Genomic DNA, 23,628 nt, shown 5'->3' on the forward strand with positions numbered 1-23,628 from the left:
GCAGCCGACCCCTTTTGCCCCGATGACCCATCGTCGCTCGTTCACCGCTGGTCATTGGCCCCAACGTCCGCACGTTCATTCGTAACAGAGGCGGGCGCGGTTCGTCGCCAGCCTCACGCCAGCGCGAACCGCAACTGTCGATCGGTTCCCGAGATGAGGTCGGCGCGCGAGAGCGGTAGCGAGATGTCCGGCACTACGCCTTGATCGGGTTGTGGCGTCGTCGGGAACCGTCCGATCAACGGAAGGTCTGCCTCCAATCCGGTTGCCGGCAAGCGCAGGAAGTAGAAGCATCCGCCGTTGATCCCACGCCGGTTGCCGCCGGTCGGCTCGCCGATCAGCGTCGCAAGCCGGTTTCGCCGTACGAAGTCGGCGAACTGGAAGGTCGCCGAGCTGTTTTGCGGCCCGATCAAGATGCGGACATCGCCTTTATAGCGCGTTCCGTGCGGACTGATCGGATCCACTCGGTCACCCGTCGCATCGAGCCGATAGAAGCGATCGTCGACGCGGGTCGCATTCTCGCCGAGGTGGTCGAAGCTGCGGTCCCATGTGTCGAGTACGGGCTTCAGGTCCTCCGGCACGGTGCGGTAGCGAACCAGCCGCTGGACCTCCTCGAACGCCGTCGGGCGCATCACCAGCCGCTCCGCCAGCGCATTGCCGCAGTCGAGCCCGCCCTCGTTCGCGCGCAGGTCGACGACCAGACGCGGCACCCGTTCGATAACCAGCCGATCGATCGCCTGATTGAGCCAGCCCCGCCAGTCCCATTGGCTGTCGTAGAGTCCCCAATTGGGCATCGACAGCAGCGCGGCATCGCCGCGTCGCTCGATCGTCCAAACCGGCTTGTCGCCCTTCACGTCGACGCCAGCGTGCGCACTGGCACGGCGCTGCGCCAATGTTACCGCCGCGACCGTCGTGGTGCGCCGCCGGCCGTCCGGATCATCGACCACCAGTCGATAGCGTTCCCGTCCGAACAGCAGCGAAAAGAAGATGTCGAACGTCTCGTACCGATCGTCGCCCTGAACGGAGAGAAGCCGTCGGCGCTTGGCGTCATTATGACCGTCCGCTCGAGCGAATGGGAGCAGCGCGGCCAGCACCGCGCTCGCCTGCCGCCCGTCGATCGCGACGATGCGGCTGCCCGGCTTGATCCCGATCGCGAATGGATCGGCGGTGACGATCATCGCGTTGCCAAGCCAGAGGAAGTCGAACGGCAGCCGGTCGGGCGCTTCGAACAAGGCGGCTGCCACCTCGCTTCGCTGGTTGTAGAAGTTGGCATAAGTGTGGCCGCAGCGCACCGTCGCGAGGGCGCGCGATAGCGTCAGGTAGAAGGTGCGCAGCGACATCGGCGCAGCGAGCGCCGCTTCAAGCGCATCGAAGCGCCCCTCCATCTTCGCCGCGGAATTGTAACGCAGCAGACCCGGGTGAAGCGCGCCATAGGCCCGCCGCAACAGCGCGACGTCCGCACGCATGTCGGTTGGCCGGAGAAGCGGCGCGCCAGGCGTCGTCCGAGCAAACAGCGCATGGGGGGCGATTGCGGCACTGAAGCTGCCGAGAACTGCCCGGCGCGACATTGACGAGACGATCATGACGACTCCTGCGAATGACGTGACGAGCCATCATGGTCGCCCGGGGTGAGGCGGTCGCCTCAATATCGCGGATCGCCGGCAATCTATGGTTTGTGAGACGCCCGATAGGCGCTCGGCGATCGGCCGTAGCGTCGCTGAAAGGCACGGTTGAAGCTGGCCTTTGACGCGAACCCGGCGTCGAGCGCAATCACGAGCAGCGGGCGCGGATCGCCTGCCGCCAGCGCGGCGGCGACATCCTCACATCTCAGGCCGTTGACGAAAGCGGAAAATCCAGTGCCCAACCCTTCGTTGAGTGCGCGCGACAGATAGCTCTCATTGGTTGCCAGCAAGGCGGCCAAGCGGCGCAACGTCAGCTCGTCGTCGCGGTGCCAGCCCCCCTCCCGCGTGCGCCCCGCCCATTCCAGTCCCTGTGCCTGCCAGTCCCGCCCCGGGAGCGAGGATATCTCGGGTATCCGCAGCGCGTCGAGCGTCGGGAACGGCAGAACAAGGAAGCGCCAGCCGGCGATGCCGAGATACAGCGCGAACCCCGCGACGGCCGCGTAGAGCGGCATCAATCCGGTATAGCCGAGCGGTATCGCCGCATCGACGAGCAACCAGCCCGCCCAGACGATCGCCAACAGCGGATAGGCGGTGGCGGCATGCGTCAGCCAGGCGGTCGCGAACCGCGCGTCGTCGCTACGCTCCTGCGACAGGGCGAGGCGGTAACGGCGGAGCAGGCGAATGATCCAGACGCCGTAGACGACGAAGCTGATCGCCAGCAGCAGCGCGGCGATCATGTCCCCGGCTGTGAAGGCGAGGTCCGCCCAGCGGTGCTTTAGCGGCGTCGGCAGCAGGAAAGCGGCGGTCTGGTAAGTGAACTGGACCGCGCCGGGGAGCAGATGCCGCCAGGCCAAAGCTGGCCAGCGACCGTACACCAAAGCGAATGCATGTAGGTAGAGCAGCGGCGGTACGAGGAGCGCGTTGGAGAAGGGTGCGTAGGTTAGCCACCACCACCGATCGTAAAAGCCGGCGAACCCGATCAGCCAAGGGACGAAGACGCCGGTCATGACGACCAGGAGTGCCGCGAGCGTGCGCGATGCCGGCCGGTTGCGCAGAGAGATCCAAAGCCCCGCCGCCAGCGGCAGCAGGATCGCCGCCGCTACCGCGAGGACTGCCGTGCGCCATCCGAAGACCAGATCCATCGGCTCAGCGTAACCTCACGGCCGCCAAGCGCTAGCGGCCGACGCATGAAAACTGATCGCTCGCATGCGAAAGCGGCGTCCAGACGCCGCTTCCCGCCTCTCGAACGTGTCATTTGTCTCCGTCGCAGACGGCGGGAGCGCGGGAAACGGAGCGCCGCACGTGGTCAGCCACGACGCCCGCTTCCTGAACGCGATTGGTATCGAGCGGGCTGTGGCCCTCACCGACATCAAAGAGGATGCCGCCACGCCCGACCTTGGTTAGGGTGGCGCGATGCAGCGCCTTCACATTGCCATAGCCGGTTGTGGCCCGGCGGGCCTCGCCACGGCGCTGCTGCTGCACCGCGACGGTCACCATGTCACGCTGTTCGAGCGGTTCGATGCGCCGCGCCCGGTGGGGTCGGGACTCATGATCCAGCCGACCGGCTTTGCCGTCCTGCGCGAGCTCGGGCTGGCCGACACGCTGCGTGACCACGGTGCGCGCATCGATCGCCTCCACGGCGAGGCAGGAAGCAGCGGCCGGGTCGTACTCGATGTCCGCTATGCCGCGCTCGGCAAAGACGCGGGGTTTGGCATCGCGTCCACCGCGCGACCCTGTTCGCGATGCTGCACGAAGCCGTCGCAGCCGAGCGGATCGCGATCGAGACCGGCTGCGCGGTAATAGGAAGCGAAGCGGCAGCAGACGACCGCCGGTCGCTGCTGCAACAGGGCGGTCGCTGCATCGGGCCGTTTGATCTGATCGTCGACGCGCTGGGCACGCGGACGCCGCTGGCGCCGCCCTGCGGTCGCAAACTGGCCTATGGTGCGCTCTGGGGCACGTTGGACTGGCCCACAGATGCCAGTTTCGACCCCGCCGCACTCGAACAGCGCTACCGGCGGGCGAGCGTGATGATCGGCGTCCTGCCCATCGGGCGGTTTCCCGGCGCCCCGCGCCAACAGGCCGCGCTGTTCTGGTCGTTGCGCGCGGATCGTCTGGCCGCGTGGCAGGCGGCAGGCCTGGATGCCTGGAAGGCCGAGGTGTCCACCCTATGGCCGGCAGCGCGAGGATTGCTCGACCAGATCCGATCGGCCGATCACCTTACCTTTGCCCGTTATGCGCATCGCACGCTATCGACGCCCGCGGAAACGGGTATGATCCACATCGGGGACGCCTGGCATTCGGCCAGTCCGCAATTGGGCCAGGGCGCGAACATGGCGCTGCTCGACGCCTATGCCCTGGCGCTGGCCTTGCGGCGATCGCCGGATGTCGCAACCGCGCTCGGCTTGGCGGTCGCGATGCGCCGGCGGCACGTCCATCTGTATCAGGCGCTGACCGCGCTGTTCACCCCCGTCTACCAGTCCGACAGCCGAACGCTCCCGTTCATGCGCGACCGGATTGTCGGGCCGTTGTCGAAACTCTGGCCTGCCACCCGAATCCAGGCGGCCATGGTCAGCGGCCTTATCGGCCATCCGCTGAAGCCGTTATTTGGTCAGCGAGCCACCGCATCCACAGCTCGCGCTATCGGTGGTCGCGCGTCAGCGGCGAAAGCAAGATAGCCACCAGCGCCGGCCGAACCAGAACGTGTTTCCGTCTCCGCCGCCCAGTGCCGCGATCTGGTCGGCATATAGCTCCGCCAGTTGACGATGCGCGATGCACGCCTCCGTCGTTCTCGCGCGCCGCGCCAGCCGACGTTCCGAGCGCAAGCGTCGAAACAGATATTCGGTATTCGCCATTCTTTCGCCCTTTCTGCGTCTCGTGACTTAGCTAACCGACAACATCCCGACGGCACACGTACAATTGACTCCGAATTCGGAAGTATCGGAGCCGACGATCCCCCATGTGATTTTCTGACTTCGGGATAGTAGCCGCTGAGGGCCCAGTTAGGCCGGACCGGATACATGAATATCACGCGCTCGGCGCGAGCATATAGTGTGCATGGGGAGACACGAGCCATGAAGATCGAGATCGTCGACAAGGCAACGGGCCGGACAAATACGGTCGATGGCAGCGTCGTCAGCCTGACGACGCCCAGTATCGTCCGGGTCGATCTGGCGCGGACCGACATCGCGGCGTTCGAGCGCGACGGCAACGATCTGATCCTGGTGCTCGCCGACGGCGAACGTGTCCGCATCGGCGACTTCTACCGGCAAGCGCAAGCGGCTCCCAACGATCTGGTGCTTCGCGACGGCGACGGCAGTCTCTGGCTCGCGCATCCCGCCGAAACGGGGGCGGCGCGCTTTTCGCTTCTGCACGATGTGCAGGATCTGACCGCCGTCGCGGCGTCGGGCGACGGTGGCGGCGGCGGTTCCTTCGTGCTGCCCGCGGTGCTCGGCCTTGCCGGCGCCGGCGGCCTTGCAGCCGCGCTGGCGGGCGGCGGCGGCGGAACGCGCGACGTCGGTGCGTCGGGCGGCGTGGTCGATTCCACGCCGCCGGATCGACCGACCGCGACCTTCACGCGCGATGGCACCAGCGTCTCCGGCACCGGCGAAGCAGGCGCGGCGATCCAGGTCCGCAATGCCGCCGGCGCGCTGATCGGCTCTGGCACGGTCGGCGCGAACGGCAGCTATAGCGTCACGCTCGACCAGCCTCGCACCAATGGCGAGGCCGTCTCCGTCACGCAGGCGGACGCCGCCGGCAACGTCTCGCCACCCGCAACCGCAGTGGCACCCGATCTGACGGCCCCGGCAGCCCCGACGGCGGCGATCGACGCCGCCGGGATCGTGATCACCGGGACGGGCGAAGCGGGCGCGACCGTTCGCGTCGCCGATGCCGCGGGCACGGTGCTCGGCACTGCGGTGGTGGGCACGAACGGCAGCTATGCGGTGACCCTCGCCTCGCCCCAGGTCGCAGGCAGCACGTTGTCGGTGACGCAGGCAGATGCGTCTGGCAACGTGTCTCCCGCAACCGCGCTGCCGACGTCCGATCTGGTCGCCCCGGCCGCGCCTGTCGTGACGATCGCACCGGACGGCAGCGTCGTGACCGGCCGCGGCGAGCCCGGTGCGACGGTCACCGCGCGCGGCCCCGATGGCACGGTGCTCGGTACCGGCTCGGTGGGTGCGGATGGCAGCATCACGCTGCCCCTGTCGCCGGCGCAGGCGAACGGGGGCACGGTCACCGTCGTGCAGGCCGATCCGGCGGGCAATATGTCGACGCCGGTGACGGTGGCGGCGCCGGACATCACCGCCCCCGCCGCGCCCGTCGCGACCGTATCGGCCGACGGCACCACGGTCAGCGGTACCGGCGAACCGGGCGCCAGCGTGACGGTCACGACCCCGGCTGGCGCCACCATCGGCACCGGCACGGTCGGGACCGACGGCAGCTATACCGCCGTCCTCACCCAGCCGCAGCGCAACGGCGAAACCATCGAGGTTCGCCAAGTCGACCCGACCGGCATTAGCTCGGCACCATCGACGGCCGTCGCGCCCGACTTGACCGCACCCGCTGCGCCGGCCGCCACCATCTCGATCGATGGTACGCAGGTGACCGGCAGCGGCGAGGCCGGCGCGACCGTCACCGTGCGCGACGTCGCCGGGACAGCGATCGGCAGCGCGACCGTCGCCGCCGATGGCAGCTATGCCGTCACGCTGTCCACGCCGCAGATCGACAGCCAGTCGCTCAACGTCAGCCAGGTCGACCCCGCCGGCAACGCCTCACCCGCGGTGGCGGTCACCGCCCCCGACCTGACCGCACCCGCGGCGCCGGTCGCGACGATCGCCGCGGACGGTATCACCATCAGCGGCACCGGCGAACCGGGTGCGAGCATCTCGGTCACCACGCCCGCCGGCGCGACGGTCGCGACGGCGACGGTCGGCACGGACGGCCGCTACACCGCCGTACTGATGCCGGCACAGCGCGACGGCGAAACGTTCGAGGTGCGGCAGAGCGACGCCGCGGGCAACGTTTCCACGCCATCCACTGCCGTCGCGCCAGACCTTACCGCCCCCGCTGCGCCACTCGCCACCATCACTGCCGACGGCACGCAGGTGACCGGCACCGGCGAGCCGGGCGCCACCGTCACCGTGCGCGACGCGGCCGGGACGGTGATCGGCAGCGCAACCGTCGCAGCCGACGGCAGCTATGCCGCCCCGCTGTCCCCCGCGCAGATCGACAGCCAGCCGCTCTCCGTGGTGCAAGCCGACCCGGCCGGCAACGGCTCGCCCGGCGTCGCGCTCACTGCGCCCGACCTCACCGCGCCCGCGGTCCCCACCGCGATGATCGACGCGAGCGGCGCCGTCGTGATGGGAACCGGCGAGCCCGGCGCCAGCGTCGTCATCCGTGACGTGACCGGCGCGCCGATCGGCACCGCGACGGTGACGATCAACGGCACCTACGCCGCGCCGCTCGCCACGCCGCTAGTCAACGGCGAGACGGTGAGCGTGGTGCAGGCCGACGCGGCGGGCAACGCCTCCCTGCCTGCCAGCGCGGTCGCGCCCGATCTAACCGCTCCCGCTGCGCCCAGCCTGTCGGTCGGCGCTGATGGCGCCAGCGCCGCGGGTACGGGCGAACCTGGTGCGACAGTCACCGTTACCGACGCCGCAGGCACGTCGCTCGGCAGCGCCACCATCGGGGCGGACGGGCAGTTCACCGTGCAGCTGACGCCGGCACAGGCAAACGGCGGCACCGTCATCGCGACGCAGTCGGATGCGGCGGGCAACGTCTCCCAGCCCGCGACCGCCGCGGCGCCAGACATCACCCCGCCCGCGGCCCCCGTCGCCGCGCTCGACGCGACCGGCGCATTTGTCACCGGCAGCGGAGAGGCAGGCGCGACGATTACCGTGCGCGACGCCGGCGGCGCGACGATCGGCACCGCGACCGCCAACGCCCGCGGCGCCTACACCGTGGTCCTGACCACGCCGCAGATCGACAGTCAGGCTCTGAGCGTGACGCAGGCGGATGCCGCCGGCAATCCGTCGCCTGCGACGCCGCTCACCGCGCCCGATCTGACTGCACCGGCCGCTCCGGTCGGCACGGTAAGCGGCGACGGCACGCAGTTGTCAGGCACCGGCGAGGCGGGCGCGACCGTGACGATTACCGATCCGATCGGGGTCGTCATCGCCACGGTGACGGTCGATGCCGTGGGCCAGTTCACCGCGCCGCTCGTCCCGGCGCAGGTCAATGGCGAACTGCTGACACTCACCCAGGCGGATGCCGCCGGCAACGTCTCGCCAACAGGGACGGCGCTCGCCCCCGATCTGGTGCTCAACGATTCACCTCCGGCGCCCACCGCGGTAGTGGACGCGACCGGCACCATCGTAACGGGCACCGGCCAGGCGGGCGCGACGATCACGGTGCGCGGTCCGGGCGGCGTCGTGATCGGGACCGCCATCGTCGATGGGAACGGTACATATGCCGCACCGCTCGCGCCGGCGCAGCTCAACGGCGAGACCGTGCGCGTGACGCAGGCGGATGCAGAAGGGGACGTCTCGCCCCCGGCCATCGCGATCGCGCCCGACCTCACTGCACCCGCCGCACCCACCGCGGCGATCGATACGGGCGGCCAGATCGTCACCGGCACCGGCGAAGCCGGCGCGACCGTACGTGTCACCGATGCGGGCGGCGTGGTGATCGCCACAACGGTAGTCGGTGCGAACGGCGCTTATGCCACGGTGCTCGACGCGGCACGTGCCAACGGCGAGGCGCTGAGCGTGACGCAGGCGGATGCGGCGGGCAACATTTCGCCTGCCGCGCCTATCGTCGCGCCGGACTTCACCGCACCTGCCGCCCCCGCTGCGATCGTCGCGGCGGATGGCTTGGCGGTGACCGGCACCGGCGAACCGGGCGCCACCGTCACCGTTCGCGACGCCACCGGCGCAGCGATCGGCACCGGGGTCGTCGCGGCGGACGGCAGCTACGTCGCGGCGTTGACCACCGCGCAGGTCAATGGCGAGGCGCTGACGATCACGCAGGCAGATGCCGCGGGGAACGTCTCTCCAACCGCCGCCGCGACCGCCCCCGACCTCACCGCCCCCGCCGCGCCGACCGCCACGGTCGAAAGTACGGGCACCGTGGTTATCGGCACCGGTGAGCCAGGGGCGACCGTGACCATCCGCGATGCCGCCGGCACCCCGATTGGCACCGCGACGGTAGGCGCAGGCGGCAGCTACACCGCCGTCCTCACCACCGCGCAGGCGAACGGCGAGCAGGTGCAGGTCACGCAGGCGGATGCAGCGGGCAACGTTTCGCCGACGACGGTCGCGACCGCTCCCGACATCACCGCCCCTGCCGCACCCACCGGCCTTGTCGGAGCGGACGGCACGACGATCGGCGGGACCGGCGAACCAGGCGCGACCGTCACGATTCGTGACGCCGGCGGTGCGATCGTCGCCACCGGGGTCGTCTCGGGCGACGGCAGCTACACCGCGACGCTCGCGACGCCGCAGGCGAACGGCGAGACGCTGCGTGTGACGCAGGCCGATGCGGCGGGTAACGTCTCGCCGGCCGTCACCGTCATTGCCCCCGACATCACCGCGCCGACCGGTCTTACCGCGATCGTCGATGCGAGCGGGACCATCGTCGCGGGCGTCGGCGAGGCCGGTGCAAGTGTCGTGATCCGCGATGCGGGAGGCGCCACCATCGGCACCACGACGGTCGCCGCCAACGGCACATACATGGCGACGCTGACCGTCCCCCAGGTCAACGGGCAGACCGTACAAGTCACGCAGGCGGACGCGGCCGGTAATGTCTCCGCGCCCGTTCCGGCGCTGGCGCCCGACATCACCGCGCCGCTCGCACCGATCGGCACGGTCAATGCCGACGGCAGCATCCTCAGCGGCACCGGCGAGGCCGGCGCCACCGTCACCATCCGCGCACCCGATGGAACGGTGCTTGCCACGGCGCTGGTCGCCGCCGACGGCAGCTTCGCCGCGCCCCTCACGCCCGCGCAGGCGAATGGCGAAACGCTGCGGCTGACCCAGGCCGATGCGGCGGGCAACGTCTCCCCCGAAACGACGGCGCTCGCGCCTGACATCACCGCGCCGGTCGGGCTGACCGCGGCGGTGGACGGGACGGGTCTGATCGTCGCGGGGCTGGGCGAGGCCGGCGCCGCTGTCACGATCCGCGACACCGCCGGCAATCCGATCGGCACCGCCACGGTCGCCGCCAACGGCACCTATTCGGCAACGCTGACCGCGCCGCAACTCAACGGCCAAACGGTGCAGGTGACGCAGGCTGACGCCGCCGGCAACGTTTCCGCGCCGGTGGCGGCGCTGGCGCCCGACATCACCGCGCCGTTCGCACCGATCGCCGCGGTCGGGCGGGACGGCACCGTCGTGACCGGCACGGGCGAGGCGGGCGCGACCATCAGCGTCGCCGATGCGTCCGGCGCCGTGATCGGCACCGCGCTGGTCGGCGCCGACGGCACCTACACCGCGACGCTAGCGACACCGCAGGCCAATGGCGAGACGGTGATCGTCACACAGGCGGATGCGGCGGGCAACGTCTCGCCGGCTGTCGCCGCGCTCGCGCCGGACATCACGCCGCCGGCGCTGCCGACCGCCGCAATCGATACGGCGGGTGCAGTCATCAGTGGCACCGGCGAACCCGGCGCGACAGTCGAGGTCCGCGATGCCGCCGGCACCGTCATCGCGACGGGACCGGTCAGCGCCGGTGGCGGCTATGCGATCACGTTGCCGACGCCGCAGGTCGCCGGCGAAGCACTGACGGTCGACCAGCGCGATCCCGCCGGCAATCAGTCGGGCGCGGTCGGGCTCACCGCGCCGTTCGACATCACCGCGTTCGACAACGCTGCCACCGCGTCGATTACGCTGGAGCCGGTGCAGGCCGACCGTACGCTCGGCGGCGCCTCCTACCTCGCTTTGGTGTCACTGGGCGCGCTCAATCTGGACGCGCAGGTGCTGGCGGTGCCCAGCATCGGATTCACCGTCGCCGCCGGCCACACGCTGGATGCGACCTTCACCTATGATGCGACGCTGAGCATCGGTGCGCTTTCCGGCTATGCGGTGGTGGTGCAGCGGTTTGACGGCAGCCGCTGGGTCGCGGTGGACGGCACCGGCACCAGCACGACGCTGGACGTGCGGCTGCTCGACGGCAACCTCATCGCCAACGAAGCGCTGGCGGCCGGCCAGTATCGCGCCTTTGTCACCTTCGACGGCACGGCGGGCGTCGGATTGCTTGGCGGTCTGTCCGCTACCGGCGTCGACAGCGACTTCACGCAGGCGATCGCGCTGCCCGGGACGATCGCCGGCAACGTCGTCACCGATCCCGGCCCCGGCGGCGCGGTCGACGTGGTCAGCCCGCAGACGGTCGTGGCCAGCGTCACGGTCGGTGGCGTCACCACGGCGGTAACGAGGGACGGCACCGTCGTCGACGGTGCCTGGGGCAAGCTGGTGATCAACCGCGATGGGTCGTACACCTATACGGCAGATGCCAATGCCGCCGCGATCGGCAAGACCGACGTCTTCACCTACCAACTGATCGACCTGAGCGACGGAGAGGTCGAACGCGCCAACCTGTCGATCGCGATCGGCAGCCCGGAGATCGCTGCGGCACCGGTCGCCAGCCACGATACCGCGATCGCCGCTGCGACCTTCGCGAACGTCGTCGAGACGGTCGCCCCGTTCCAGGACCGGGTCTTCACCACCCCTGTTGCCGGCGTCACGCCGCAGACCGGCAGCGTCACCCACACGTTCACCGTAGACGCGAACAGCGCCTCCACGGTGACCCTGTCCGCCGTGGCGCAAACGGGGATCAGCCTGCTGCCCAGCTACACCATCACCGTCACCAATCCGCAGGGCGTCCAGATCCTCAACCAGACGCTCACCGCCGTCGCCGGACTGCCCGTGCTCGGCGGGACCGGCGTGTCGGTGACGCTGCCCAACCTGACGTCGGGATCGTACACCTACACCGTCTCGTCGACACACGTGCTGAGCGGCCAATATGACACCGGCGTCTACATCGGCCAGACGGTAACGCATTTCGACCAGCACCAGCTGACCGGCACCACGCCGGTGCAGGGCGACCTCCTAGCCAACGATGCAACGGGCAGCGCCTTCTTCGCATTGCAGGTCGCGCATGGCGGAGCGTTCGTCGAAGTGCCCGACTCCCCGCTGACGATCGCGGGCACGTACGGCAGCCTGACCGTCGACGCGGCCGGTCATTACACCTACCAGCCAAGTACGACGCTGGCCTATGCCGTGGCCGATCCGGTGGACAGCTTCACCTATCAGATCGTGCAGCCGAACGGCACCATCGCCACCGCGCAGATCGACATCGCGGTGGACATCAACAACGGCGCCACGCCGGTCCTGCCCGCCACGGCAGGCATCACCGAACCCATCGCCTTCGCGGTGCCGGACACGGATGTCATGGCCCTCGGCATGGCCGCACCGCTCGCGCCCTCGCCCGTGTCGCACGCTACCGCGTCGGCGCTGACGGTGGATCTCGACGATCAGGCGACCGTTCACGACCTGCTCGGCCGGTTCCTCGATGCGCAGGGTGCCACCGACCATGCCGCCCCGGTCGCACCCGCGGAGGCCGCGCCGCCGACTCCGGCGGTGGAGACCGCCGTGGCGACGCTGCCCGAGGATCCGCTTGCCTATATCGTCCCCGCGGACCCGGATCACGATCGGCTCGTGACGCTGCACGCAGCGTGACATCGATCCGTTTCCGGAGTCGATCCCGGGCTGGAGATGCCGCCATCTCCAGCCTGTCTTTCCCGATCTTTAAGTCACTTACGCGCAACTTCCGGGCCAGAGGAAAAGGAACCTTACCCGCATGATACGCCTGTTCGACGGGCGGCGGCGGCGCCTGCCCGCCATGGTCGCCGCCTGCACCGCCGTCGCCACAGCGGCTCATGGCGCCGATCCTGCCGCCCCGCTCACCCTCGACGCCGCCGTCCATCAGGCGCTTGCCTGGCATCCGGCCATCCCCCAATCGGTCGCCAGCTTCAACGCCGCCGGCGAGGCGGTGACGGTGGCGCGCGCGGGCTATCTCCCGCGGATCGGCGCAGGGATAGGCAGCGGCTACGACAACCGGCTCGGCGCCGACTGGCGGCCACGCCCGCAAGTGTCGGGGTCGCAGATGCTCTACGATTTCGGCAAGACGGCGAGCGCGGTCGAGGCGGCGCGCGCCGGCACCCGCATCGGCCAGGCGGACGTGCTGATCGCGGTTGACGGGCTGATCCGCGACACGGCCTATGCAATCGTCGAGGCACAGCGCAACGCCGCGCTCTTCGCGATCGCGACCGAGCAGCTCGCCCGCATCCGCGAAATCAGCGCGCTTGTGGAGAAACGCTTCAGCAAGGGTGCGACCACCCAGTCCGACGCGCTGCAAGCCCAATCGCGCGTTGCCGCCGCCGAGGCGACGCTGGCCCAGATCGAGGCAGAACGGCGCCGCTGGGCAAGCAACCTTGCCTATCTGCTCGGCCGCCCGGTGCCGCCGACCACGATCGATCCGGGCGTTCCCGATCGCCTGATGCGCGGCTGCGCCGGCGGCCGGCGCGACGACGATCGCATCCCCGCCGTGATGCGCGCAGAGGCGCAGCGCGACCAGGCCGCCGCCGACCTCCGCCGCAGCCGCGCCAACCGCCTGCCGACGATCGCGCTCGCCGGCGATGCCAGCGCCGACGTCACCGGTCCCTTGTCGCGGCGCAGCGCCTATAGTTTCGGCCTCAGCATCACCCGCGACCTGATCGGCGGCAACGCGGTGGGCGCGCGGGTGCGCGGCGCTGAATATGCGCGCGATGCCGCCGATGCCGCCGTCCGTCAGGCACGCAACGACGCCGAACAGCGCCTCGCCGAAGCGCGCGGCCAGATCGCCAGCCTCGAAAGGCTGCTCATCACCGTCACCGCGAGGCAAACCAACATGGTCGAAACCGGCAAGCTTTACCGCCTGCAATATCTCGACATGGGCACGCGCACGCTCGTCGACCTGCTCAATGCCGAACAGGAACTGCAGCAGGCGCGCTTCGATGCGGTCAACACCACGCATGACCTCCGCCGGCTGGCGGTCGATTGCCTCTATTACTCGGGGCGCGCGCGTGATGCCTTCGGCCTGTCGGGGACCGCGATCGGCGGGGTGACGCTGTGAACGCGCCGTTCTTCCCGCCACCGGCGACGGCAATCGACGACGGCGAGGCGTGGATCGACCTGATCGGCCAGGTCGCGCGCCATTACCGCCTGCCGATGTCCGACCAGCGCGCGCGCCTCGCCGCGCAATGGGAACACACCGATGAAGGCGACGCGCGGATCCGCGCGGTCGCCCGCGCCGCCGGCCTGTCGGTGCGCTTCCTGCCGCCGGCCGCCGCGCGGCTCACGAGCTGGCGGCTGCCGGTGATCGCCTGTCTGCGCGACGGCGAGATCGCGCTGATCCCCGCGATCGACGCCGATGGACGCGCGACGGTCTGCTTCGCCGGCGAGGCGGGCGCACCGTCGTCGCTTCCGCTCGCGACGCTGTTGCGCGACGCGGAGCGGATCGTCGTGCCGCGACCGTTGCGGGCCGCGGCCGACATGCGCGTCGACACCTATATCCGCCCCTACCGGGACCATTGGCTGCGCGGCATCCTCACACAGGACCTGCGCGGCTACGGTCATATCGCGCTGGCCTCCGTCCTGTCCAACCTGCTCGGCCTCGCCGGGGTACTGTTCTCGATGCAGGTCTACGATCGCGTCATCCCGGCGCAGTCGATGCCGACGCTCGTCATCCTGTTCCTTGGCGTGCTGCTCGCGATCGGGTTCGACTATCTGCTCCGCCAGTTGCGCGTCACGATCACCGACGTGCTCGGCAAGCGCGCCGACCTGCGCCTGTCGGATCAGGTGTTCGGCCATGCGCTGCGCGTGCGCAACCGCGCCCGCCCCGCCTCGACGGGCACGTTCATCGCGCAGCTGCGCGACCTCGACCAGGTCCGCGACATGCTGACCTCCACCACCGTCGCCGCGGTCGCCGACCTGCCCTTCTTCTTCCTGTTCCTCGTCATCCTGTTCGGAATTGGCGGCGTGCTGGCGCTGGTGCCGCTCGCCGCGGTGGTGGCGCTGCTTGCACCCAGCCTGCTCGCCCAGCGCCGGCTGCGCGCGCATGCGACCGAATCAATGCGCGAGACGTCGTTACGCAACGCGCTCCTGATCGAGGCGGTGCAGGGCATCGACGACGTCAAGCTGCTTCAGGCGGAGGAACGCTTTCAGCGCCAGTGGAACCATTGCAATGCCGTCGCGGGAGAGGCGCAATTGCGGCTGCGCAGCCTGACCAGCCGCCTGTCGACCTGGGCGCAGAGCGTGCAGAACGGCGTCTACGCGGCAGTGATCTTCGTTGGCGCGCCGATGGTGATCGCCGGCGAGGTGACCACCGGTGCACTGGTCGCGACGTCGATGCTCGCCTCGCGGATGATGGCGCCGATGGCGCAGGTCGCCCAGCTGCTCGGCCGCTATCAGCACGCCAAGGTCGCGGCGCAGAGCCTTGACCAGATCATGGCGCTGCCCGTCGATAGCCCCGATGCCGCGCACCGCATCGCGCTGCCCGCGGTAGCCGGCGCCTATCGCTTGCGGGACGCGGCCTTCGCGCACGCCGCCGATACGCCGCCTGCCTTGGTCGTGCCGCGGCTGGAGATCGCGGCGGGCGAGACGATCGCGCTGCTCGGCCGCAACGGCGCGGGCAAATCGACCTTGCTCGCCGGCCTTTCGGGGATGCTTGAGCCGGCCTCCGGCGAGATACTGCTCGACGACCTCGCGCTTGGCCAGATCGATCCGGCCGACGTGCGCCGCGACGTGGGCCTGCTGACCCAGAACAGCCGGCTGTTCCACGGCACGCTGCGCGACAATCTGACGATGGGCGCGCCGCACGCCTCCGCCGATGCGATCATGGACGCGCTGGAAATGGTCGGCGCGACCGATTTCGTCCGTCGCCTGCGCGACGGGCTCGACCATCTCGTGCTGGAGGGCGGGCGCGGCCTGTCAGGCGGACAGGTCCAGGCGCTTCTGCTCGCGCGCCTCCTGATTCGCCGACCGTCGGTGGTCCTGCTCGACGAACCCACTGCGGCGATGGACGAGGCGGCGGAACGCCATTTCATCGACCGCTTTCGCGATTGGAGCCGCGGACGCACCGTCGTCGTCGCAACGCACCGGCTGCGCGTGCTCGACCTTGCCGATCGCGTGGTCGTCATCGACCAGGGCACCATCCTGCTCGACCAACCCAAGTCCGCCGCGCTGGATACGATGCGCGGCGCCGCACGGAGTCAGGCGGCATGACCACCCTTGCCATCCCCTTCGAAGACGAAGGCGCGCCGCGCCTGCTCGCCGCCCGCCGCATGCTATGGGTAGTTGCGGCGCTGCTCGTCACCGCGCTCGGCTGGGCGTGGTTCGCCGCGCTCGACGAGGTGGCGACCGGCACCGGCCGCGTTGTGCCGACCAGCCACGAACAAGTGATCCAATCCCTGGAGGGCGGCATTCTCGCCAGGCTCGCGGTGCGCCAGGACGACATCGTCAGGCCGGGCCAGTTGCTGGCGCAGCTCGACCCGACGCAGGCCGGGTCGACCGTCGAGGAAAGCGCCGCCAAATATCGCGCCGCGCTCGCCAGCCAGGCGCGCCTGCAGGCTGAGGTCAACGGCACTCCCTTGCGGTTCTCTCCGGAGCTCGATCGCTACCCGGAGCTCAAGGCGGAACAGCAGCGCCTCTATGCCGCGCGGCGCGCCAGCCTCAACGGATCGGTCGGGTTGATCGACGAATCGCTCGCACTGATCGGGCGTGAGGTCGGCATCGGCGAGTCACTCATTGCCGTCGGTGCGGCGAGCAATGTCGAGGTGCTGCGGCTCAAGCGTCAGCGCGCCGACCTCGACCTCAAGAAATCGGACCTGCGCTCGCAATATATGGTCGAAGCGCGGCAGGATCTCGCCAAGGTCAGCGAGGAAGTGGAAGCGCTCGCGCCCGTAGTGCGCGGCCGTTCCGATACGCTGCAACGCCTTACGCTGCGCTCGCCCGTGCGCGGCGTCGTCAAGAATATCGAGGTGTCAACGCGCGGCGGCGTCGTCCCGCCCAACGGCAAGGTGATGGAGATCGTGCCCCTCGACGACCGGTTGCTGATCGAAGCGCGCGTCTCGCCACGCGATATCGCCTTCATCCGCCCCGGCCAGCGTGCGAGCGTCAAGATTACCGCTTACGATTATGCGATCTACGGCGGACTGGAAGGTCAGGTCAGCAGCATCTCGCCAGACACGATCCGCGACGAGGTCAATCCCGAAATCTATTACTATCGCGTCTTCGTTCGCACACGGTCGGACGCGCTGGTCAACAAGATGGGACACCGTTTCCCGATCGTCCCCGGCATGATCGCCACCGTCGACATCCACACCGGGTCGAAGACGGTACTCCAATATCTCCTGAAACCGCTAAATCGCGCCCGCGAGGCGATGCGCGAACGATGAGAAATGTCATAATCATTTACCGGAATGGTTTGGTTACCTTTCGTTTACTCGCCGGCGGTTGAAACGGTATCCTGTTGATACGTCACGATGGAAACAGCCATGGCCGATCCCGTTGCAGCCCGTTCTTTCCACCGCCCGAACAACATGGTCGAATTGCTTGATCTTGCTCGCCAGACGCAGGCGGTGCGGGCAAAGATGGCAAAGTTGCTTCCTCGCGACATCTTCCGCGACTCCGCTTGGGACATGATCCTTGAACTGTTCGTCGCCGCTCGCGAACAGCGCAGCGTCTGCGTCAAACAGCTCGTCCTCGTTTCGGGGGAAACGGCCACCAGCGCCTTGCGACGTATCGGCCGCCTGGAAGAAGCCGGCCTGCTACGCCGCCGCACCGATCATTGCGATCATCGCCGCATCATGGTCGAGCTCGCTCCGAAAGGCGACGAGGCGATGTGCGCGATGCTCCACAATCTTTTTCTCGAGCCGGCTCCCGCCGCCGGAGAGGTCGTGTCTCATCGATCCTTCAATCCGTCGTCGGTTCCCGGCCTACGGAAGAATTGATCGATATGCGAGTAAACCGATCCGCGCCCGCTGGTGCTCCTTCGGATGGCGAAAGCATGTGAAACACCTTCGATCGGATTTTGCGCCCCGCGATCGGGGGGCTGACCGTCACCATCCACGATCAGATTGCGGAGGACGATAAGGTTACCACCCGCAAAAGGTGCTGTCAGTCTAACGCGAACCGCTCTCCACACGATACATGCCGGTCTTTGAAGGCAGCGGCCTAGCTTGCAAGGACTTGCCACTCCGCCAGCGCGGCGGAGCGTCATTCCGGGTAGGTGTGTCGATCGATGAGGTGGCGCTCCAGGCTGAAGTGGTTGTGGAGGTTGGCGTGGACGGATGTGACATCTCCATCTGCCTGAAACGCAGCATCGCTCGCTCCCGCCGTCGGAACGGCAGATGGCTGTTCTCAACTCGGTCGTAGCCCAGCGGCCAATCTCCTGACGGTCGCAGCAACCCAACTCATCCATGGCAGCACCATAGCTTCGCAATCCATCCGTCGTGATTGTCACCGGTGAGCCATGCAGCTTCAGCGTCTCGCGATGAAGGTCAGTGCCGCCGCCTTGTTGCAACGGCGGATCACGTAGCTCTCCAGCCCCTCGCCTTCGTGCTCGACGGCGCGCCACAGGTCGACCATCTCGCCGCTCAGCTTCACGTACATCTCGTCGACATGCCATTACCAATGGCGAAACCCGCGCAAGCGGCTGACACGGGCGCGGCGAATGTCACCGGCAAACAGCGGGCCGAACCTGTTCCACCACAACCGCACCGTCTCATGGCAAATGTCGATACCGCGCTCGAACAGCAGGTCTTCCACATTCCGCAACGACAGGGGAAAGCGGACGTACATCAGCACGACCAGCCGGATCAGCTCGGGTGACGAATTGAAGTAGCGAAACGAGGAGGCAGGCTTGCGGGGACGAGGCATCGAAGGCCCCTACCCCGCCCCGCTTACTATCCTGTGCATTTGGTTTGACCGAGCCGCCACGTTGGTTTGACGGAGTCGGCCCGACACGTATCTGTCGACATCCGCACGGACCGACTCTTCTGAATTCCAGTCGATTCCGTCCGGATGATTTGACCTCAATAACTGTTAAATTCAGGCAGGTCTCCGATTTCCGTTAGACGGAAGAGGGCGTAACGCTTCCCTTTTCTCACTCTGGCTGCTGGACATAGCCGATACCTGTTGCGCAGCAATCGCATACCCATGCTTTAATCGACTACTAGTCTATCAAAATAGTCTATGACATAAATGAAGCCAAACGTATCGATCGCTGCAAAAGGCCAAACCCAATCCGAGGTAAAAGAATCACTTCCCCAATGCGGCACGCATATAATCACCATATGACAGCCGACGATCGCTGAGATCGCAAGCCAATACCACGGCCTTGTCCTTATCTTCCATGTGCATAATATGATAAGTATGATGGAAAATACAGCAACGCTGATAATTATGGAGACCGGAGCTCCCAACACAGAATATCCGCAGATGCCACAAATACCACCTAGCACGACGGCCGTCGAAACCGAGAGATTTGTCATGTCAGTAAGACGGGACTCACGACGGGCGGCCATTAATTTCCACCCATACGATTTGAATAATCGTGGCATGTGGTAAGCCCATCATCAACGGTCGACAATACGCCCCACCCCCCCTACCGAAAACCGCAGTTTTCTGCAGCTTTCTGCCACTTTTCGATCGATGTGGGGAGTCAAGAAAGTACCAAAATGGCGGAGAGGGTGGGATTCGAACCCACGGTACCGTTGCCGGCACGCCGCATTTCGAGTGCGGTGCATTCGACCACTCTGCCACCTCTCCGCGAGGACGATCCGTTGACGTGCGAAAACGCCTGCGGGGCCGGTCGAGGGCGCGCCTCTAACCGCTTCGTTCCGGGCATGCAAGCACTCACGTGCGCTTGTGCGACGCGCAAACAGCATTAAATTGCCGTTATGCCGCGTCACGACATCGTCAATTCCGCCACCGCTCAGGACATCGTCGCGCCGCCGATCGCGCACGCGCGCTTTTCCATCGGCGACGTCGTGCGCCATCGCCTGTTCGATTTCCGCGGCGTGATCTTCGACGTCGATCCGGTCTTCGCCAATACCGAGGAATGGTATGAGGCGATCCCGGAGAGCGTGCGGCCGCGCAAGGACCAGCCCTTCTACCACCTGCTCGCCGAGAATATCGAATCGAGCTACGTCGCCTATGTCAGCCAGCAGAATCTGGTACCCGACGAAAGCGACGAGCCGGTCGACCATCCCGCCATCTCGGGCCTGTTCACCGACTTTGCCGACGGTCGCTACGCGCTGCGTCGCGAGCATCGTCACTAAGGCCGCCGCCGCCGCGCCAAAATAGCGGTTGGCGGTTGACAGCCGCGCCGTTCTTGCCTAGCTGCCGCGCTTCATCCCGCCGGGCTATGCTCTGCGCGGGCACATATTTCTTGGGAAGTGATAAGAGCCATGTTCGCAGTCGTGCGCACGGGCGGCAAGCAGTATCGCGTCGCCGCCGGAGACAAGATCGTCGTCGAGAAGCTGGACGGCGAAGCCGGCGCGTCGATCACGCTGGGTGACGTCCTGCTCGCGGGCGAGGGCTCCGAGCTGAAGAGCGTCGAGGGTCTGACCGTCGCCGCCGAGATCGTCGCGCAGGCGAAGGGCGAGAAGGTCATCGTCTTCAAGAAGCGCCGCCGTCACAATTATCGCCGCCGCAACGGCCATCGCCAGAACCACACGATCCTCAAGATCGTGTCGGTCGGCTGATCCCCGACGCGCGAACACAGGAGTAGAGCAGCATGGCACATAAGAAAGCAGGCGGTTCGTCGCGCAACGGTCGTGATTCGGCCGGCCGTCGCCTTGGCGTGAAGAAGTTCGGCGGTCAGGAAGCGATCGCGGGCAACATCCTCGTGCGTCAGCGTGGCACGAAGTTCTACCCGGGCCGCAACGTCGGCATGGGCAAGGACCACACGCTCTTCGCGCTCGTCGATGGCCGCGTGGCGTTCCACGAGGGCAAGCTCGGCCGCAAATTCTGCTCGGTCGAGATTATGGCCGAGGCGGCTGAATAACATCGGGCGACCAACCGGGTTGCCCACCAGGGTGACCCGGTCGCACCGCCCAGGCGGTGCCAACCAGACAAGGGAGGCGGGTCACCCGGCTCCCTTTTTTTCGTGCTCCCTCAACCCTGTCGCGCCCGCGTCACAGACGCGTGGCAGCGGCGCGCACGAGGAGAGCGACGAGACATGTTCGCCAGAACACAAAGACTGACGCTTCGGCCCGGCTGGCCGGAGGACGCGGCATCGCTGGCCCAGGCGATCGGCCATGACGCGGTCGCGCGGATGTTGACCCGGGTCCCCCTTCCCTATCGTACCGACGACGCGGCGGCCTTTCTGGCCCTGCCACGCGGCCCGCACGAGCCGCGCTTCCTGATCTTCGCGCACGATCGCGGCGAGCGCCCCGCCCTTGTCGGCGGAATCGGCATCACGCCCTACGACGCGGGTCCCGAACTCGGCTACTGGCTGGCACCCGATGCCTGGGGTCGGGGCTATGCGACCGAAGCCGGACGTGCAGTGGTCGCGATGGCGCGGCACAGCCTCCCGATCACGCGGCTCGGCGCATGGCATTTCATCGACAATCCCGCCTCGGGCCGCGTGCTGCGCAAGCTCGGCTTCCAGCCGACCGGACGCGCGACCACGAAGCGGTCCGCCGCGCGCCCGGACGCGGTCGAATCGGTGGAATATTCGCTCGACCTTGCCGAGGAGCAGCGAAACCCGCTGCCGATCGCCGCCTGATGTGCGATCCAGCAAGGCTGGATCGAGGCGGTGAGCCCCTCACCTCACCCTACCGCCATCGGAAGCGGCCGGCCGGAGGTGAGCGCCGCAGCCCTTCCACGCCTGTGGATCAGGCTCTGCTGCGGGCGCGCAAACGGAAACCGCCGCCCGTTCGTCCATCAGGGATGCCGCGGTATCGCATCGGCGCGCACCGCGGCATCCTCTCTTCTAAATCACCGTCCGCCTCGCTACCCGCGGACGGGTGACCACGCGCAAACGCCTGTCCCCGGATGAATCCCGCGACCTCGCCCTTGAGGCCGCGAGACGCCTGCTCGTCGAGGAGGGGCCGCAGGCCCTGACCCTGAAGGCGGTCGCGGCGGCGATCGGCCGGACGCACGCCAATCTCCTCCACCATTTCGGCTCGGCGGCGGGGCTGCAGCGCGCGCTGATCGCGCGGATGGCCGGCGGGGTCACGGCGACGATCCGGGACGCCGTATTGCGCAACCGCGGCGGCGAGCCAGACCCGGGCCATATCGTCGATCTGGTCTTCGACGCGTTCGACTCGGGTGGTGGCGGCGCGCTCGCGGGCTGGATGATCCTGTCGGGCAATCGCGACGCGCTCGATCCGATCCTGTCGGCGATCCACGATCTGGTCGACGAACTGGCGGTCGGCGCCCCGCCGTCGAAGCGCTCGATTCAGGAAGAAACGCTGCACCTCGTGCTCATGGCGCTTGGCGATGCGATGCTGGGGGCACCGATGGCGCGGGCGCTAGACCTGCCGCGCGGCAAGGCGCGTGCGCTGGCGGTTGCGATGCTGACCGCCGATCGCGAAGGCTGCCATGGCGACACGTCGGATGCGCCGCACCACGGACGCGAGGCATGACGCATCGCGCTTGACGGCAGGTCGCTGCCATCGCTCCTGGGTCTCGGGGTAGCGAAAGGCCGGTCCGGGTCGCTCCGCCGGGGGTCGCTAGGATGCGACGGCGGCGCTTGATCCACGAATCGGGCACGGACGCTCGTGAACGGGTGCTGCACCCCCTGTACGGGGCTGGTCGTTCGCCGTCATCGCGCTAAAGAGCCAGCATGCATTTCCTCGACCAAGCCAAGATCTTCGTTCGCTCCGGCGCGGGCGGCCCCGGCGCCGTCAGCTTCCGCCGCGAAAAATACATCGAATACGGCGGCCCGGACGGCGGCAACGGCGGCAAGGGGGGCGACATCGTCTTCGAGGCGGTCGCCGGGCTGAACACGCTGATCGACTTCCGCTACACGCAGCACTTCCGCGCGGCGCGGGGCCACGGCGGATCGGGCAGCAACCGCACGGGCGGCGGCGGCGACGACTTGATCATCAAGGTTCCCGTCGGCACGCAGGTCCTCTCGGAGGACAAGGAGGAGGTGCTGATCGACTTCACCAGGGTCGGCCAGCGCGAGGTGTTCCTGCGCGGCGGCGACGGCGGTCGCGGCAATGCCAGCTACAAGACGTCGACCAACCGCGCACCACGCCAGCACGGCACCGGCTGGCCCCATCAGGAGGCGTGGGTCTGGCTGCGCCTGAAGCTGCTCGCCGATGCCGGGCTCGTCGGCCTGCCCAACGCGGGCAAGTCCACCTTCATCAACGCGGTGACGAATGCACAGGCGAAGGTCGGCGCCTATGCCTTCACGACGACGCGCCCGCAGTTGGGCGTCGTGCGCCATCGCAACCGCGAGTTCGTGGTCGCCGACATTCCCGGCCTGATCGAGGGCGCAGCCGATGGCGCAGGGATCGGCGACCGGTTCCTGGGTCATATCGAGCGTTGCCGCGTGCTGCTCCATCTCGTCGACGCCAACGACGCGGACGTGACCGAGAGCTATCGCGTCGTCCGCGAGGAGCTGGAGGCCTATGGCGCCGGGCTGGTCGACAAGCCGCACGTCGTCGCGCTGAACAAGATCGACACGCTCGACGACGAACTGATCGAGGCGCTGTCCGCGGAACTCACCGAAGCGAGCGGCGCAGAGGTGATCCCGCTATCGGGCGCTGCGGGTACGGGCGTCGACTGGGTGCTCGACCGGTTGCTGGACGCGATCGGCCCGGCGGCCGAGACGCCGGTCAGCGACGATGGCGAGGAGGATACCGTCGAATGGTCGCCCGTCTGACAAAGAGGACGTTCCGGCCGGTCGAGCGGCGTACGTCGCTCATCGGTACGGTTTCGGTCGATTATCAACGAAATTA

The 23,628-nt window shown here is 68.0% G+C and carries 14 protein-coding genes, 1 tRNA gene and 2 pseudogenes; 12 read left to right on the plus strand and 5 right to left on the minus strand.

What is annotated here, in order from left to right:
* Positions 1 to 113: 113 nt before the first annotated feature.
* On the minus strand, positions 114 to 1,580 hold the full coding sequence (locus tag RF701_RS07435; RefSeq protein WP_308814565.1) for a S41 family peptidase: 1,467 nt from the start codon (positions 1,578 to 1,580) through the stop codon (positions 114 to 116).
* Between the two features lie 83 nt (positions 1,581 to 1,663).
* Entirely contained in the window at positions 1,664 to 2,761 is a 1,098-nt protein-coding gene (locus tag RF701_RS07440) for a helix-turn-helix domain-containing protein (RefSeq protein ID WP_308814566.1), read from the minus strand.
* 271 nt (positions 2,762 to 3,032) lie between these two features.
* Between RF701_RS07440 and RF701_RS07450 the strand changes: the two are divergent.
* From RF701_RS07450 to RF701_RS07475, 6 genes and pseudogenes are all read left to right on the plus strand, one after another.
* Positions 3,033 to 4,294 (plus strand): annotated as a pseudogene (locus tag RF701_RS07450) (FAD-dependent oxidoreductase).
* A gap of 396 nt (positions 4,295 to 4,690) precedes the next feature.
* Positions 4,691 to 12,349 carry a BapA/Bap/LapF family large adhesin gene (locus RF701_RS07455; RefSeq protein WP_308814569.1) on the plus strand — a complete coding sequence of 2,553 codons (7,659 nt, stop codon included), beginning with the start codon at positions 4,691 to 4,693 and terminating at the stop codon, positions 12,347 to 12,349.
* A gap of 121 nt (positions 12,350 to 12,470) precedes the next feature.
* Positions 12,471 to 13,784: a TolC family protein gene (locus RF701_RS07460; RefSeq protein ID WP_308814570.1), complete on the plus strand. Its 1,314-nt coding sequence runs from the start codon at positions 12,471 to 12,473 to the stop codon at positions 13,782 to 13,784.
* On the plus strand, positions 13,781 to 15,934 hold the full coding sequence (locus RF701_RS07465; RefSeq protein WP_308814571.1) for a type I secretion system permease/ATPase: 2,154 nt from the start codon (positions 13,781 to 13,783) through the stop codon (positions 15,932 to 15,934). Before RF701_RS07460 ends, RF701_RS07465 begins: the two co-directional genes overlap by 4 nt.
* Positions 15,931 to 17,106, plus strand: coding sequence for an HlyD family efflux transporter periplasmic adaptor subunit (locus tag RF701_RS07470; protein WP_308814572.1), 1,176 nt, complete (start codon positions 15,931 to 15,933; stop codon positions 17,104 to 17,106). Before RF701_RS07465 ends, RF701_RS07470 begins: the two co-directional genes overlap by 4 nt.
* 99 nt (positions 17,107 to 17,205) lie before the next feature.
* Positions 17,206 to 17,661 carry a MarR family transcriptional regulator gene (locus RF701_RS07475; RefSeq protein ID WP_308814573.1) on the plus strand — a complete coding sequence of 152 codons (456 nt, stop codon included), beginning with the start codon at positions 17,206 to 17,208 and terminating at the stop codon, positions 17,659 to 17,661.
* 529 nt (positions 17,662 to 18,190) lie between these two features.
* Here the strand turns inward: RF701_RS07475 and RF701_RS17640 are convergent.
* From RF701_RS17640 to RF701_RS07485, 3 genes and pseudogenes are all read right to left on the minus strand, one after another.
* Positions 18,191 to 18,325 (minus strand): annotated as a pseudogene (locus tag RF701_RS17640) (DDE-type integrase/transposase/recombinase); the annotation flags it as partial.
* Positions 18,326 to 18,337: 12 nt separating this feature from the next.
* Positions 18,338 to 18,589 carry a hypothetical protein gene (locus RF701_RS17645; protein WP_374758602.1) on the minus strand — a complete coding sequence of 84 codons (252 nt, stop codon included), beginning with the start codon at positions 18,587 to 18,589 and terminating at the stop codon, positions 18,338 to 18,340.
* 801 nt (positions 18,590 to 19,390) lie between these two features.
* Positions 19,391 to 19,480: transfer RNA gene (locus tag RF701_RS07485), tRNA-Ser, on the minus strand.
* Positions 19,481 to 19,611: 131 nt separating this feature from the next.
* Here RF701_RS07485 and hspQ point away from each other — a divergent pair.
* From hspQ to obgE, 6 genes are all read left to right on the plus strand, one after another.
* Positions 19,612 to 19,992 carry a heat shock protein HspQ gene (gene hspQ / locus RF701_RS07490; RefSeq protein WP_308814574.1) on the plus strand — a complete coding sequence of 127 codons (381 nt, stop codon included), beginning with the start codon at positions 19,612 to 19,614 and terminating at the stop codon, positions 19,990 to 19,992.
* A 129-nt stretch (positions 19,993 to 20,121) separates the two neighbouring features.
* A complete protein-coding gene (gene rplU / locus RF701_RS07495; protein ID WP_115379003.1) occupies positions 20,122 to 20,418 on the plus strand; it encodes a 50S ribosomal protein L21 in 297 nt (98 codons plus the stop codon).
* A 32-nt stretch (positions 20,419 to 20,450) separates the two neighbouring features.
* Positions 20,451 to 20,720 (plus strand): 50S ribosomal protein L27, encoded by a 270-nt coding sequence (gene rpmA / locus RF701_RS07500; RefSeq protein ID WP_198354592.1) that lies wholly within the window; start codon positions 20,451 to 20,453, stop codon positions 20,718 to 20,720.
* A gap of 174 nt (positions 20,721 to 20,894) precedes the next feature.
* Positions 20,895 to 21,443 carry a GNAT family N-acetyltransferase gene (locus RF701_RS07505; RefSeq protein WP_308814575.1) on the plus strand — a complete coding sequence of 183 codons (549 nt, stop codon included), beginning with the start codon at positions 20,895 to 20,897 and terminating at the stop codon, positions 21,441 to 21,443.
* A gap of 241 nt (positions 21,444 to 21,684) precedes the next feature.
* Positions 21,685 to 22,305, plus strand: a complete 621-nt coding sequence (locus tag RF701_RS07510; RefSeq protein ID WP_308814576.1) for a helix-turn-helix domain-containing protein — start codon at positions 21,685 to 21,687, stop codon at positions 22,303 to 22,305.
* A 200-nt stretch (positions 22,306 to 22,505) separates the two neighbouring features.
* On the plus strand, positions 22,506 to 23,552 hold the full coding sequence (gene obgE, locus RF701_RS07515) for a GTPase ObgE (RefSeq protein WP_308814577.1): 1,047 nt from the start codon (positions 22,506 to 22,508) through the stop codon (positions 23,550 to 23,552).
* Positions 23,553 to 23,628: the final 76 nt, after the last annotated feature.

Origin of the sequence: Sphingomonas sp. GV3 (genome assembly GCF_031082075.1) — a bacterium.
GTDB lineage: Bacteria > Pseudomonadota > Alphaproteobacteria > Sphingomonadales > Sphingomonadaceae > Sphingomonas > Sphingomonas beigongshangi.